The sequence below is a fragment of the Campylobacter concisus genome (assembly GCF_050447505.1).
Taxonomy (GTDB): Bacteria; Campylobacterota; Campylobacteria; order Campylobacterales; family Campylobacteraceae; genus Campylobacter_A; species Campylobacter_A concisus_BP.
The window spans coordinates 1,668,834-1,681,972 of sequence record NZ_JALMFZ010000001.1 but is presented as its reverse complement, the minus strand read 5'-3'; the positions used below and the strand labels follow the sequence as shown (position 1 = coordinate 1,681,972).

Genomic DNA, 13,139 nt, shown 5'->3' with positions numbered 1-13,139 from the left:
TTGATGAACTAAAAATAATATACAATATTAACAAAAAGTTAAAAGGAAGTATCGTGCGTGGCGTGAAAATAAGCTTTATAGTGCCTGTTTTTAACAAAGAGGAGCATATTAGAGATTGTTTAAATTCGCTTATATCTCAAGACATGGATGATATTGAAATCATAGTTGTAGATGATGGAAGCAGTGACGATACATCTAAAATTTTAAAAGAGTATGAAGATAAAATAATTTTAAAAACAAAAAACAATGCAGGTGTAAGTGCTGCCAGAAATGATGGTATATTGCTAGCTAAAGGAAAATACACTATCTGTATTGACGCTGATGATTACGTAGAAAAAGACTATGCTTCATCTGTTTACGATATCGCTGAAAAATTTGATGCTGATATCGTGATAACAGATATGTGTAAGATTTATGGTGATAAAAAGCTCTTGTTTAAGGATTTTGATACAAAAGAGGATGGCATTATCGATAAAGACGAGTATCTAAAAAGGCTTTTAATATCAAGGCACAACAAAGTTTTACACAATGCTGCAAACAAGGCAATAAAGACTAAAATTCTAAAAGAAAATTTATTCCCAATCGGGATCACACAGGCTGAAGATTTTCACGCTGTTGTGAGAAATGTTATCGCTTCAAAGACACTTGTAAAGCTAAATAGGACGTTTTATAATTACAATATCGGAGAAAATAATACAGGTGGCTTTGAAAAGCTAAAAGCTGTGATGGATCATAAATTTGTCTATGAGGACATAATCTCAATTTTAAAAAATAAAAATTTAGCTCTTGAGATGGTGCCAGATCTAGAGTTTAGAAAGATAAAAAGTGTCTATATGCCAGCTATCTCATCAAGGCCAAATTTAAAAAATAGTAGCTATGTAAAGGCGCTTGATCTTTTTTATGAGGATATTGACAGCATTATAAACTCAGCTGGTTTTTCAAAGCTTAGACTAAAATACAGAATTTTGATAAAAATGCTAAAAAATGTAAAATCATACGAAAATGTATCAAAAATTTTAAAAATATTTAATACAATAAATGGCTTTTTATCAAATAAAAAAATGAAAGAATTTAAAGAGTAAAAAATGATAAATATACTTGAGCTTGAAAGCTCTTTAGGATTTGGTGGGCAAGAGCACCGCACGCAGCGCGTGATAAATGGGTTAGATAAGAGCAAATTTAAGGTTTTTTATGGGCTAAATCCTGGCTCAAAAAGCTTTGAAAAGCAAATAGAGTGCGAATTTGTCGAGTTTAATCTCAAAAAATCTTTTAATATCTTTGAAATTTTAAAAATCTGCAAATTTGTAAAACAAAATAATGTAAAAATCATCTCAACTCACTCAGGCAAAGATGGCACCATAGGCGCGATCGTAGGCAAAATTTGTGGAGTTAGCGTGGTTCGCACTAGGCATTTGCAGCTGCCTATAACATCGCCCTTGCCATATAACCTAAGCACCAAAGTAGTTGGCGTTTGCAACTCAGTTTGCGCTGATCTTATTAAAAGAGGTGTGAAAAAAGAGAAGGTGCTAAAAATCTACACTGGCATCGACACGCAAAAATATACGCCAGAATTTAAGATAAATATAAAAAAAGAATTTGGCCTAAGTGACGATGTAGTGGGCGTTTGCATCGTTGCAGTGCTAAGAGCTGCTAAAAATCATAAGCTCTTAATCGATGCATTTAGCGAGCTAAATTTAGAAAAATCAGCCCTTTTTATCGTTGGCGACGGTCCTCAAAATAAAAATTTACACGAGTATATAAAAGATAAGAAAAATATCTTCATGCTTGGCAACAGAACCGACGTGAGCGACTTTTTGAGCTCGCTTGATATCTGCGTGCTACCTTCAGACATGGAGGCTATCGGCGGGGCGCTACTTGAGGCATCTTCGTGCAAACTAGCCACCATTGGGAGCAATGTGGGCGGCCTTGGCGAGGCAGTGAGTAATGGCAAAAGCGGATTTTTATTTGAAAATGGCAACAAAGAGGAGTTAAAAAGGGCGCTTGAAAGGCTCATTTTAGATGAAAATTTAAGAAAGCAGATGGGTGAATTTGGCAGAGAGTACGTCAAAGAGACATTTAGCATCGAAAAAATGATAGAAAACACACAAAATTTATATATGGAGCTTGTAAAATGAGCGTACCAGTTTTGATGTATCACCACGTGCTTGAAAAGAGCGGATTTATCGCTAGTAGCGTGGATGAGTTTAGATCGCACATGAAATTTCTAGCCGAAAATGGCTATAAAACGTTAAGTATAAATGAATTTATCGCGTACAAAAAGGGCGAGCTTGAGGTGCCCAAAAAGAGCGTTTGCATAACATTTGACGATGGCTGGATGGATAACTACATCTATGCCTATCCTATCGTGAAAGAATTTGGACTAAAAGCAAATATATTTATAATAACTGGCTGGATAGAGGCAGCGCAAAAGGCCCATGAGATGAGGCCTGCTAGTTTTTTAAACGTCGATCACAACGAGTGCAAGAGGCTTGCTCCAAGTAGGCCGCAAGATGTGATCTTAAATTTAGAGCAGATTGAGAAGATGAAGGACTGCTTTTATTTTCATTCGCATACGCACGGGCATTTTGATGGATATTTTGGGCAGCTTAGTTTGGACGAGGAATTTGGTCTTTGCCGTGAATTTATGAAGAAAAATTTTGGCTTTGAGGACGACGCACTTTGCTGGCCAAGAGGCAAATATAATGATGAGTATCTAAATGCCGCTAAAAAGCATGGTTACAAGGCATTTTTCACGACAAAGCGTGGCATAAACAAGGCTGATGGCAACTTAGAGGAGATAAAACGCATAGTGACAAAACGCGACGAAAAGTGGCTTAAAAAGACCATGTTTATCTACCAAAATGACTTTTTGGGATCGATCTACGCGGCGATAAGGTCCTAGTGGGCTAAACTATTTAGTAAAAATTTTCTCATTCTTTGTTAGATGCTTTTCGTAAGATCTAGGGAATTGCTTGCGTTTAAATATTTTGTTTTATTGGTGATTTAAATTCTAATTTAATTTTATATTCAAGACCTACTAGATCAAGCTCTTTTTTATCTATGTGCCTTTGTGTATTGTTTTGATCTTCTACTGGATTTCTTTTGTAAATTCTAGCGATCCTATCTTCTTCATTGATATTTAAAATGCAGAGTATATCGCATTTGCTGATGCGCGAAAGAGGATTGGCGCTTGCGTAGATCACAACCTTTACAAATGGCATGATAAATTTAAAAAATGGCCTTAGTTCATCTCTTTGATCACTCTTGATTTTTACTCTTGGGCGTATAAAAAAGAGATTTACACTCATCACTCCATCATCTATGACAGCGATCTGATATGGTTTAAAGTCACCAAAACCTTTGCGTCTTAGCTCTTTACCAAGTGTGCTTTTGCCACTACCATGAAGTCCGGTAAGAGCGATAAGCACCCGTTTTTTTTCTTTTAATATCTCTTTGCAAGCCGAATTTAATGCTTTTAGCATTATTTATAGCCTCTATTCCTAAAATTTGAATATAAATTTCCTATTATTGGTGTCGAATAGATAAAAAGCTTCTTTTTGATCCTAAAAATGTAGTCGCTCTCGCTCTTTGCGTTGTTTGAGATATCGATACGCCTTATCTTAAATTTATCATCCCCAGCGCAAAATCCGCCATCTATCACGCTAAAAGCAAAGTCATAATACTCTTTAACTATCCTTTGTGAAAGCTCGTTAAAATGCCCTTTTGGAAAGCAAAAACCAAATTCTTTTTTTTCAGGAAATAGCTCTTTTATCTTGGCAAGCGAGCTAGAAAACTCCTCTCTTAGCTTTGCCTCATCGTCACTCCTGCAAGAAAAGTGGCTCGCTGTGTGGCTATCAAACTCAAAAAGCCCACTCTCTTGCATCTGCCTGATCTCATCTAAATTTAAAAAATACTCCGCGTCTTTGTCGTAGTCGATCTCTTTGTGTTTTTTAAACAAAAAATCATAATCTTGCCTTTTAAAATCCTTGATCTTATTTGTTATCAAAAAACAAACGGCTGGGATATTTAGCTCTTTTAAGATAGGAAATGCAAATTTATAATTGTCAAAATATCCATCATCAAAAGTTAGTAAAATGCTCTTTTTGGAGGCTTTTGACCTGCCAGCAACGATATCTTTAAACTGGCCATAATTTATAAATTTATAGCCCTCATCTAAAGCCATAAGAAGCGCTTTTTTAAATAGCTCAGGCCTTATGGCAAAGTCGTTTTCATTGTTATTGCAGTGGTGCATCGTTAGCACGCAAACTGGGTAGTTCATTTTTGCTCCAGTAAATTTCTTATAGCCTCTTTTAGCGCCTTGTGGCTAAAGTTTTCATCCACAAATTTAAAGGCGTTTTGAGAGTAAATTTTGGCTTTTTCAGGCTCATTTATCAGCTCTAAAATGCACTCTTTTAGTGAAATTTTATCTAAATTTCTAGCACAAAGCCCACGTTCTTTATCTTTAACCAGCATGTTCATCGGCGCGTTATCATAGACCACGACTGGCACCTTTGAGCTCATCGCCTCAAGCAAGACCGTACCAAGCCCCTCAGAGTGCGAGGCAAATACATAGATATCAAAGCTTTTTATAACATTTGCCGCATCATTTCTAAAGCCAGTGAAGATGATCTTATCTTTTTCATCAAACATAGAGGCGATCTGCTCTTTTGTGCCGTCACTAATGTTGCCAGAAAATACAATAGTTGCATCCTTTGTCTTTAAAATTTCTTTTGCAGCACTTGCGAAGTCAAATACCCCTTTCTTGCGGTAAAGTGAGGTGAAAGTACCGATGACTAGCTCATCTTTGGCGATATGAAACTCATCTCTAAAAGTGCTTTTTGTGCTATCAATCTTTTCGACATCAACCGTGCTTGGCATAAAAAAGAGCCTATCTTCGCTAACGCCGATGCTTAGGAGATACTCTTTGACACTACCTGAGATGTATAAAATTTTGTCAAAAAGCTTTTTATGCATAAATTTAGAAATAAGCCCCTTTATAGGGAAAAGATTGTGTCTTTCTTTATAAAATTTAACGCCTCTTTTGCGGTAAAAAAGCCCAGCTATGGCGCCGACCCAGCTATCAGTAGAGCCATGTGTGATCACGACATCTATGTTGTTTGATCTTATCGCTTCGCAAAGTGCTGGCACGCTTTTATGAAAATTTTTCTTATTCATCTCGTGCGTGATGACCTTAAATCCATCTTTTTTTGCGATGCTTTCGATCTGCGAATTTGGGTTGCAAAAGAGCATCACTTCATGACCCATTTCACGCATAAAGCGCATCTCGTTTAGCGTCTTGTTTTGCTCGCCACCCCAGTTAAAAAGCGTCTGCGTATGGAGGATATTCATCGCTCTAGTCCTAAATTTTGCTTGATTTTTGCTTTTATCTGCTCCATCTCGTCGCTAAAGTCCATTAAAGTCTTCTCGATGCCGTGCTCTTTTATGCCCTCTTTGTCGCAAGGCACAAAGTCCCAGTCCTTTTGATATACGATATGCTTGCCCATGCTTTGGATGCCATTTTGCGCTGTGTAGCCATTTTGCATCAAGCTATTATCCCAAGGTCCCCATTCAAAAGCATTGCTAGGGCCAAAAAAGGCGATCACTGGCACGTCATTTGCTGCGGCTATATGCATGATGGCAGTATCGACGCCAATAAAGAGACTTGAGCGCTTTGAGAGGGCGATCGTTTGTTTTAGGCTTAGCTTGCCACCTAAATTTATAGGCTCACTTTTGCAAATTTTTAGCACGCTTGCGAGCTTATTTAGCTCATTTTCTTTGTTGTCGCTTGTTAGCACGACTTTTACATTTAGCTCATTTTCGCAGTAGTCGATGAGCTCTGCCATGCTCTCGTCGTTTGCGCATTTAAACATCCAGCGGCTTGTTAGATGCACATGCACAAAGCGTTTTGGTAAATTTAGATGCTCCACGCTCTCATCTGAAAAAACTCTCACTTTTTTACTCACCGGCTCAAAACCCAAAGCCCTTAGCGCGTTTAAATTTAGATCAACCGTGTGCGAGAAATTTTCGTAGTATTTTGCCTTTACGCTTAAAAGCTTGTTTATCGCCTTATGCTTGCCTAAAAAGCCAACTATCTTTTTGATCTTGGCGTACTTTGAGATGATGACGCCGCGGTCTCCAGTGGTCGTTTGCACCGCCATATCGTATTTCTCTTTTTTGATCGCTCTTATAAATTTTAGCTCGGTCATTAGCTTTTTAAAAAAGCCAGAATTTGCACTTTGCCTATCGTAAATGTGGATTTTATTTATGTAAGGGTTGCCTTCTATCATCGCTTCTGTCCCTTTGTTTAGGGCAAAGTCGATGGTTGCCTCTGGGTAGTAGTGGTGCAGGTTTTCAATGAGCGGCGTTGTCAAAAGCACGTCGCCGATGTTTCTAAATTTAATCACAAGTATTTTCATTTTATATATTTCCAAAATGTGTACTGGGCGTAAAGTCTAGCGATAATGTAGCCCGTAAAGCCCTCTTTAAAGCCGCCTTTTAGCACGTAAAGCTTAAAAAATGTCCAAGCTGGGCTTGTAAGCGCCTTTAGCAAATTTCTTTTTGCGCCCATGCTTGAGTAGCGATTTTGCTTGGCGATAAACTGCTCGATGCTCTCATACGCGTAGTGCAAGAAGTGATTTTTAAGCGCTCCAAGCTCTTGTGAGCCGTCATTTAAAACGACCTTTTCATGCACAGCTCTGCCATCAAATTTGGCAAAATTTTTATTAAAAAGTCTCACCGTGTAGTCTGGATATAGCCCCATATTTTTTATCGCTTTACCAAAAAAGAAATTTAGCCTAGCAACGTTGTAAGCGCTAAATTTAGGCTCTTTTAGCGTGCTAATGATCTCATTTTTAAGCTCGTCTGTAATCACCTCGTCGCTATCAAGCACAAATACCCACTCGTTTTTGGCTAGATCCACGCCCTTTTGCTTTTGCGCGCCAAATCCAAGCCAAGCTTGCTCGTGAAATTTCACGTTACTAAAGCCATCACAAATTTGCTTTGTGCTGTCTCGTGAGCCGCTATCAACTACGATGATCTCATCAGCAAATTTAGCGCTATCTAGCACCTCTTTTAGGTACTTTTCGCTATTAAAAGTCAAAATGACAACGCTTAACATTTATACTCATTTTCGTAAAATCTCTTAAACCTTTGGTGAAACCAAAAGTACTCTTCTGGCCTTGCTCTAACCATCTCTTCGCACGCACTACACTGCATCTGCGTCGCTTTTTGCACGGCATCTTCTTTGTCAAACGTGCTTATGTCTATTGGCTCTTCAAAGCAAATTTCGTTTAAATTTTCATCTTTTTTGTAAATAAAAGCGTTTATGATAAGGGCATTTGTCTTTTGCGCTAGCACGCTTGCCGCTGGCGTATGAAGCACATCTTTGCCAAAAAACTGCACCTTTATGCCATCTTTTGGAGCGGTGTTTTGATCGACTAAAATTCCTACTATTCGCCTAGCTTTTAGCGCTTTTAAGATATCTTTTGCGCCGCCATTTTTGTCAATGAGTTCCATGTCAAACTGCGCTCTGTTTGCCCTTAAAATTTTATCCATGACGCTGCTATCAAGCTTTCTGCCAAGCGCTGAAGAAGCTCCAAAGCGAGCTGCGACAGCTAGGCCAAATATCTCCCACTGCCCAAAGTGCGCCGTTGTGACGATGATAGGCCGGCCAGATCTTATCGCATCAAGTAAAAAGTGCTCATTTTTAAAAACAACTTGTTCAAGTATCTTTTGCTTTGTCGTGTTTTGATTGAGGATGAAATTTATACCAAGATATTTTGCAAAGTTGTAGTAGCATTTTTTAGCGATTTCTAGCTTCTCTTCTTTGGTTTTTGTCTCGCCAAATGCAAGGTTTAAATTTGTCATCACGACGTGAAAGCGCTTTTTTTTAAGCTTCATAAACGCAAATGCTAAAAATTTAGCAAGCAGGTTTTGAAGCGAGCTTGGCAATATAAATATAAGAAATTTCAAGGTATAAAAGCCAGCTAGATAGAGCCTATCCATTTAGCAGCCTTTTTGCGAAATTTGCAACCGTTTCAGGATAAATTTCTCTTATGCAAAAGTCGTTTTTATCGATGCTTCTAGCATCTATCTCCTTGCCCATATCAACAACAAGGTTTTTGTCCGTGACGTAGGCATTTCGGTGGCTTGGTCGGTTACCAAAAAGCGTGATAGAAGGCCTGTTTACAGCCCATGCAAGGTGCGTTAGACCGCTATCATTGCCGATTACCAGATCGCAGCTCGCGATAAAATCTATCATATCTTTTATGCTTAGCTTTTCAAGCAGTCTTGCTTTGGTGCCTGAAATGATCGCCTCAGCCCTTGTTTTTTCGCTCTCACTCCCGTAGCAAAGGTAAATTTCACAACCATCAAGCAGTCTGATCACATCTTTAAATTTGTCATAAATTTTGCTCTCTTCGCTTGCAAATGCAGCGATTAGTATGCGTTTTTTGCCGTTTTCATTTTTAAATTTTTTGCAAATTTCAAAGCAGGGCGATTTTTTTAAAATTTCATCTCTGTCAAAGCTAAAATTTAAGGCGTATCCAACGAGGCTTAGGTTTCTAATTATGATATTTTCATTGTAGTCGATCTTAAATTTATGCCTATAAAGCCTAGCTGCGATCTTTTCTTTGACGCTCTCTCTGCTAAAGCCATAAATTTCTTTGCCAAGTAGTTTTGCGACGACGGCTGACTTAAAAAGTCCTTGCAGGTCGATGATCTTATCAAATTTACCAAGCGTTTTTATGATCTTGTAGCTCTTTTTAAAGCTCTCTTTAAGCGGCAAAACGACTAGTTCGTCGATTAGGGGATGGTCTTTTAAAAGGCTTGCAAAACGGGCATCAACTAGCCATGTGATGTGAGCATTTGGGCAGTGCTTTTTGATAAACTGAAGCACGATGGCTGCATGGACAATGTCACCAAGTGCCGAAAGCTTTACTATGGCTATTTTTAGTTGATTTTTATCTTGCATTGGCTACTTTAAATATAAATTTTTGGTATGATTTTAAAAAAAAATGCTTAAAAAAGGGCTAAAATGGCGAAAAATTACATCTGTGTCTTTGACTGCGAGACGATACCTGATGCAAATTTGATAAGAAAAATTTACGGCATTGATGGAAGCGACGAAGATGTGAGCGTGCAGGCTATGGCCTTGCAAAAAGAGGCCAGTGGGAGTGAGTTTTTGCCTGTGATGTTTCATAGAGTTGTGGCGATCTCTGCGGTGATGGCCGATGAGTACGGCAAATTTTTAAAAGCAAGCACGATGGAGGGCAAGGACGAGCGCGAGATCATCGCTAAATTTTTAAAATTTATAAATGATTATAACCCAAGGCTTGTTAGCTTTAATGGCCGTGGTTTTGACCTGCCAATGCTTATGGTGCGTGCGATGCGCTACAACCTAAATGCGGCAGCATATTATGAGAGCGAAAACAAAGAGCTAAACAAAAACAAATGGGAAAATTATAGGGCAAGGTATTCGCCTAAATTTCACCTTGACCTGCTTGATTTTATAAGCGATTTTGGAAGCGTAAGAGGGCTAAAGCTTGATACGCTTTGTGCTAGCTTAAATTTACCTGGCAAGTACGACGTGCACGGCGATCAGGTGCTTGAGCTATACTATGCTGGCGAGCTTGATAAGATCAACGAATACTGCGAAAGTGACGTGCTTAACACCTACTGGCTCTTTTTGAAATTTGAGCTTTTGCAGGCAAATATCTTGCAAGATGACTACATAAATCACCTAAACGTGATGAGTGAATTTTTAGCTAAAAACTGCGCTCACAGGGGATACACTGAGGTCTTTTGCTCAGCGATAAGTGACGAGCTAGCAAGGCTTGGCGGACAGCTAGACTATGAGATAAAGGTAGATAAAGAGGCTTTGGAATTTAGCGAATTTGATGATGTAAGGCCGATTAGCAAAGAGGAGCTAAACCGCGATATGCTAGGCGGTTTGCTTAAAAAAGCAAGCGATCTAAAGCCAAAAGAGCCAAAGAGCAAGACACTTTTTGAAGAGAAAGTGCCTGAGATAAATTTAGACGACGAATAAGCCAAAATGAAAGGAAAAATATGAAAATTTTAGTAACTGGAACAGCTGGATTTATAGGATTTCACCTTGCAAATGCCCTTGTGGCGCGTGGGGATGAGGTTGTTGGATATGACGTGATAAATGACTATTACGACGTAAATTTAAAGCTTGCACGCCTAAAAACGGCTGGCTTTGACGTGAGCGAGATAGACTACGGCAAGCTTATCACCTCAAAAACGCATCCAAATTTAAAATTTATAAAAGCAGACCTCGCTGATGAAAAGACGATGAAAGAGCTTTTTGAGAAGGAGAAATTTGACGTAGTGGTAAATTTAGCCGCACAAGCTGGAGTTCGCTACTCGCTTATAAATCCAAAAGCCTACATCGACAGCAACATCACAGGCTTTATGAATATCCTAGAGTGCTGCCGCCACAATGAGATCAAAAATTTAGTCTATGCAAGCTCTAGCTCGGTTTATGGTCTAAATGAAAACATGCCATTTTCTACGCACGAGGGGGTCAATCACCCAATAAGCCTCTATGCAGCGACCAAAAAGAGCAACGAGATGATGGCGCACACTTATAGCCACCTATTTAACGTGCCAACGACTGGACTTCGCTTTTTTACGGTTTATGGACCATGGGGACGCCCTGATATGGCGCTATTTTTGTTCGTTGATGCCGCACTTAAAGGCAAAAGCATCGACGTCTTTAACTACGGCAAGATGAAGCGCGACTTTACCTACGTGGACGACATCGTAAAGGGTATCATTAAGTGCATCGACAACCCTGCTAAGCCAAATCCAGCTTGGGACGCAAAGCACCCAGACCCTGCCACCTCAAAAGCGCCGTTTAAGGTCTATAATATCGGCAATAACAGCCCAGTCGAGCTCATGGACTACATCAAGGCAGTTGAGATAAAGATCGGCCGTGAGATCAAGAAAAATTTTCTCCCACTTCAAGCAGGCGACGTGCCAGCGACATTTGCAGACGTGAGCGATTTGGTGGCTGACTTTGACTACAAGCCAAATACAAAAGTAAATGATGGCGTGGCTAAGTTTGTCGAGTGGTATAGCGAGTTTTACGGCATAAAAATTTGAAATTTATAGCCGTTTTCTTGGTATTTTGCCTTAGCTTTGCCTTTGGAGCAGGGCAGGGCAAGCTTGAATTGCTGCGACTTAGCGAATTTAAAGATCAAAATGTCTCAGGCTGGCTAGCTAGCGAGAAGCTTGATGGTGTGCGTGCCTACTGGGACGGAGAAAATTTGCTCTCAAGGCAGGGCAAAAAGCTAAATGCACCGCTAAGTTTTACTAAAAATTTCCCTAAATTTGCACTTGATGGCGAGCTTTACGCAAAGAGGCTTAAATTTGAAGAAATTCAAGCGACCGTAATGGATAAGCTGCCAGATGAGAAGGCGTGGAGCAGGCTTAAATTTCACGTTTTTGATGTGCCAGAGACAAGTGGTGGCTTGCTTGATAGGCTTGAAGTTTTGGCTAAATTTCTAAAAAATGAGCCAAATGACAATTTAATCATCATAAAACAGATAAAGATGCGTGATAACGCCCAGTTTTTAAAATTTACAAAGGACATTATCGCAAAAGGCGGCGAGGGAGCAGTCGTGCGTGAGCCAAATGCGCCGTATGAGCGAAAAAGAAGCAAAAATGTACTTAAATTTAAGAAATTTAAAGATGCCGAGTGCGAGGTTGTTTCTATAAATAAAGGTAGCGGCAAATACGCAAATCTTGTTGGCTCGCTCACCTGCAAGGCGCTTGGTGGCAAAGATGATAGAGAAAAAGCTGGCGAGCCAAAAGAGGGCACTATCTTTAAAATAGGCTCAGGGCTAAGAGATGAAAATCGTCAAGAGCCCCCAAAGATAGGCTCTATCGTCACATATAAATTTCAAAATTTAACCTCTAACGGCAAGCCAAGATTTCCTATATTTTTAAGGGTTAGAGAGGATTAAATTTCGTCCGCGATCTCTTTTAAAGCCCTAAAAGAGTCAAACTGTGCCTCCTCATCAAAAATGAAACTTTGAGCCATTATTTCATCGACTGCCAGTCTATTTTGAAACTCTAAAATTTGCTCTTTAACGCTTTGCCTTGAACCTATAAAAGAGCACGCCATCATCTCTTCTGTGACGGCTCTTTCTCTGTTTTTTAGCTCTATTTGCCTAAAGTCGATCGGCCCAAATTGTGGAGCTTTGGCGCCTGTTTTACAAAACGCAGCAAATACTTCGTCGTTATCCTTTTTTGGTGGCTGCAAATACTCTTTTTCGCCAGTGACTACATTTAAGAAAAACTGCGTTTTCGTGGTTGCCAAACTCTTTGCTAGCTCGTCAGTTTGGGCTATTATCACATTTGCTCCTGCGATGACATAAGGGGCGGCAAGAAAGTGTGAGGGCTTAAAATTCTGACGATAAATTTCTACCGCTTTCTCTAGCGCACGTGGTGCAAAGTGCGACGCAAAGGCGTAAGGCAGGCCAAACTCAGCCGCCACGTATGCGCTATATATGCTTGAGCCAAGTATGTAGATGGGCGGAATTTTGTCTACTTTTGGATAGGCTTTCACGGCTCTTTTGGCGTTAAAATAGTCCATTAGCTCGTTTATCTGCATGTCAAATTCTATCTCTCTAGCTCCTCGTCTAAGCACTGCAGCCGTCTCTTGGTCAGTCCCTGGAGCTCTGCCTAGCCCAAGATCGACGCGGTTAGGAAATAGCGTCTCAAGGGTGGCGTACTGCTCGGCGATAGAGCAGGGGCTGTGGTTTGGTAGCATCACGCCGCCAGAGCCCACGCGCAGGTTCTTTGTGTGCTCTAAGATGTGCGCGATGATGAGCTGCGTGGCCGAGCTTGCTAAGTTTCTCATATTGTGATGCTCGGCAACCCAGTAGCGCTTCATGCCGATATCTTCGGCAAAAATAGCTAGTCTAACGGCTGCATCTATGGCAGCTTTTGCATCACTGCCTTGCTTTATCGGTAGTAAATTTAATATTGAGACATTCATTTTTATCCTTTTTTTAGATGAAGGATTATAAAGATTAAATTTAAAATAGATTGTAAGTCTATTTTAAATTTATAAAGAGAAATATCTATTTTGCAGCTTTTAGGCAAATTTTAAA

14 protein-coding genes are annotated in these 13,139 nt (G+C 39.7%); 6 read left to right on the top strand and 8 right to left on the bottom strand.

The annotated features are described in order from the left end of the window. Positions 1-53: 53 nt before the first annotated feature. From MTT09_RS08535 to MTT09_RS08525, 3 genes are read left to right on the top strand one after another with little or no spacing between them, the layout of a single operon-like run. Complete coding sequence (locus MTT09_RS08535) at positions 54-1,082, top strand: glycosyltransferase family 2 protein (protein ID WP_429803521.1); 1,029 nt, start codon at positions 54-56, stop codon at positions 1,080-1,082. 3 nt (positions 1,083-1,085) lie between these two features. Then, complete coding sequence (locus MTT09_RS08530) at positions 1,086-2,135, top strand: glycosyltransferase family 4 protein (RefSeq protein WP_429803520.1); 1,050 nt, start codon at positions 1,086-1,088, stop codon at positions 2,133-2,135. Then, positions 2,132-2,902 (top strand): polysaccharide deacetylase family protein, encoded by a 771-nt coding sequence (locus MTT09_RS08525; RefSeq protein WP_429803519.1) that lies wholly within the window; start codon positions 2,132-2,134, stop codon positions 2,900-2,902. The genes MTT09_RS08530 and MTT09_RS08525 overlap by 4 nt, the downstream gene beginning before the upstream one ends. Before the next feature lie 76 nt (positions 2,903-2,978). Here the strand turns inward: MTT09_RS08525 and MTT09_RS08520 are convergent, their stop codons facing one another. From MTT09_RS08520 to waaC, 7 genes are read right to left on the bottom strand one after another with little or no spacing between them, the layout of a single operon-like run. Further along, the gene (locus tag MTT09_RS08520; RefSeq protein ID WP_429803518.1) at positions 2,979-3,482 is read right to left on the bottom strand and encodes a hypothetical protein; all 504 of its coding nucleotides are present in this window, start codon (positions 3,480-3,482) and stop codon (positions 2,979-2,981) included. Then, entirely contained in the window at positions 3,482-4,279 is a 798-nt protein-coding gene (locus MTT09_RS08515) for a polysaccharide deacetylase family protein (RefSeq protein WP_429803517.1), read from the bottom strand. The genes MTT09_RS08520 and MTT09_RS08515 overlap by 1 nt, the downstream gene beginning before the upstream one ends. Beyond that, complete coding sequence (locus tag MTT09_RS08510) at positions 4,276-5,349, bottom strand: glycosyltransferase family 4 protein (RefSeq protein ID WP_429803516.1); 1,074 nt, start codon at positions 5,347-5,349, stop codon at positions 4,276-4,278. The genes MTT09_RS08515 and MTT09_RS08510 overlap by 4 nt, the downstream gene beginning before the upstream one ends. Continuing rightward, entirely contained in the window at positions 5,346-6,416 is a 1,071-nt protein-coding gene (rfaQ, locus tag MTT09_RS08505; protein WP_429803515.1) for a putative lipopolysaccharide heptosyltransferase III, read from the bottom strand. The genes MTT09_RS08510 and rfaQ overlap by 4 nt, the downstream gene beginning before the upstream one ends. Next, positions 6,413-7,117 carry a glycosyltransferase family 2 protein gene (locus MTT09_RS08500; RefSeq protein WP_429803514.1) on the bottom strand — a complete coding sequence of 235 codons (705 nt, stop codon included), beginning with the start codon at positions 7,115-7,117 and terminating at the stop codon, positions 6,413-6,415. Before MTT09_RS08500 ends, rfaQ begins: the two co-directional genes overlap by 4 nt. Then, positions 7,111-8,004, bottom strand: coding sequence for a lipid A biosynthesis lauroyl acyltransferase (locus tag MTT09_RS08495; RefSeq protein ID WP_429803513.1), 894 nt, complete (start codon positions 8,002-8,004; stop codon positions 7,111-7,113). Before MTT09_RS08495 ends, MTT09_RS08500 begins: the two co-directional genes overlap by 7 nt. Next, a complete protein-coding gene (waaC, locus tag MTT09_RS08490; protein ID WP_429803512.1) occupies positions 7,997-8,971 on the bottom strand; it encodes a lipopolysaccharide heptosyltransferase I in 975 nt (324 codons plus the stop codon). Before waaC ends, MTT09_RS08495 begins: the two co-directional genes overlap by 8 nt. A 63-nt stretch (positions 8,972-9,034) precedes the next feature. Between waaC and MTT09_RS08485 the strand changes: the two genes are divergently transcribed. The 3 genes from MTT09_RS08485 to MTT09_RS08475 are packed head-to-tail and all read left to right on the top strand — an operon-like array spanning position 9,035 to position 11,987. Further along, positions 9,035-10,045: a 3'-5' exonuclease gene (locus tag MTT09_RS08485; RefSeq protein ID WP_429803511.1), complete on the top strand. Its 1,011-nt coding sequence runs from the start codon at positions 9,035-9,037 to the stop codon at positions 10,043-10,045. A 20-nt stretch (positions 10,046-10,065) separates the two neighbouring features. Continuing rightward, on the top strand, positions 10,066-11,124 hold the full coding sequence (locus tag MTT09_RS08480; RefSeq protein ID WP_087581538.1) for an NAD-dependent epimerase: 1,059 nt from the start codon (positions 10,066-10,068) through the stop codon (positions 11,122-11,124). Beyond that, the gene (locus MTT09_RS08475; protein ID WP_429803510.1) at positions 11,121-11,987 is read left to right on the top strand and encodes a DNA ligase; all 867 of its coding nucleotides are present in this window, start codon (positions 11,121-11,123) and stop codon (positions 11,985-11,987) included. Before MTT09_RS08480 ends, MTT09_RS08475 begins: the two co-directional genes overlap by 4 nt. Here the strand turns inward: MTT09_RS08475 and MTT09_RS08470 are convergent. Beyond that, positions 11,984-13,024 (bottom strand): LLM class flavin-dependent oxidoreductase, encoded by a 1,041-nt coding sequence (locus tag MTT09_RS08470; protein WP_429803509.1) that lies wholly within the window; start codon positions 13,022-13,024, stop codon positions 11,984-11,986. The two genes, MTT09_RS08475 and MTT09_RS08470, sit on opposite strands and share 4 nt — an antisense overlap. Between the last annotated feature and the right edge of the window lie 115 nt (positions 13,025-13,139).

What these genes read in the sequence shown, in the direction of transcription:
- MTT09_RS08530 (WP_429803520.1), top strand. Translation starts at nt 1,086, where the DNA reads ATGATAAATATACTTGAGCTTGAAAGCTCTTTAGGATTTGGTGGGCAA.
- MTT09_RS08525 (WP_429803519.1), top strand. Translation starts at nt 2,132, where the DNA reads ATGAGCGTACCAGTTTTGATGTATCACCACGTGCTTGAAAAGAGCGGA.
- MTT09_RS08520 (WP_429803518.1), bottom strand. Translation starts at nt 3,482, where the DNA reads ATGCTAAAAGCATTAAATTCGGCTTGCAAAGAGATATTAAAAGAAAAA.
- MTT09_RS08515 (WP_429803517.1), bottom strand. Translation starts at nt 4,279, where the DNA reads ATGAACTACCCAGTTTGCGTGCTAACGATGCACCACTGCAATAACAAT.
- MTT09_RS08510 (WP_429803516.1), bottom strand. Translation starts at nt 5,349, where the DNA reads ATGAATATCCTCCATACGCAGACGCTTTTTAACTGGGGTGGCGAGCAA.
- rfaQ (WP_429803515.1), bottom strand. Translation starts at nt 6,416, where the DNA reads ATGAAAATACTTGTGATTAAATTTAGAAACATCGGCGACGTGCTTTTG.
- MTT09_RS08500 (WP_429803514.1), bottom strand. Translation starts at nt 7,117, where the DNA reads ATGTTAAGCGTTGTCATTTTGACTTTTAATAGCGAAAAGTACCTAAAA.
- MTT09_RS08495 (WP_429803513.1), bottom strand. Translation starts at nt 8,004, where the DNA reads ATGGATAGGCTCTATCTAGCTGGCTTTTATACCTTGAAATTTCTTATA.
- waaC (WP_429803512.1), bottom strand. Translation starts at nt 8,971, where the DNA reads ATGCAAGATAAAAATCAACTAAAAATAGCCATAGTAAAGCTTTCGGCA.
- MTT09_RS08485 (WP_429803511.1), top strand. Translation starts at nt 9,035, where the DNA reads ATGGCGAAAAATTACATCTGTGTCTTTGACTGCGAGACGATACCTGAT.
- MTT09_RS08480 (WP_087581538.1), top strand. Translation starts at nt 10,066, where the DNA reads ATGAAAATTTTAGTAACTGGAACAGCTGGATTTATAGGATTTCACCTT.
- MTT09_RS08470 (WP_429803509.1), bottom strand. Translation starts at nt 13,024, where the DNA reads ATGAATGTCTCAATATTAAATTTACTACCGATAAAGCAAGGCAGTGAT.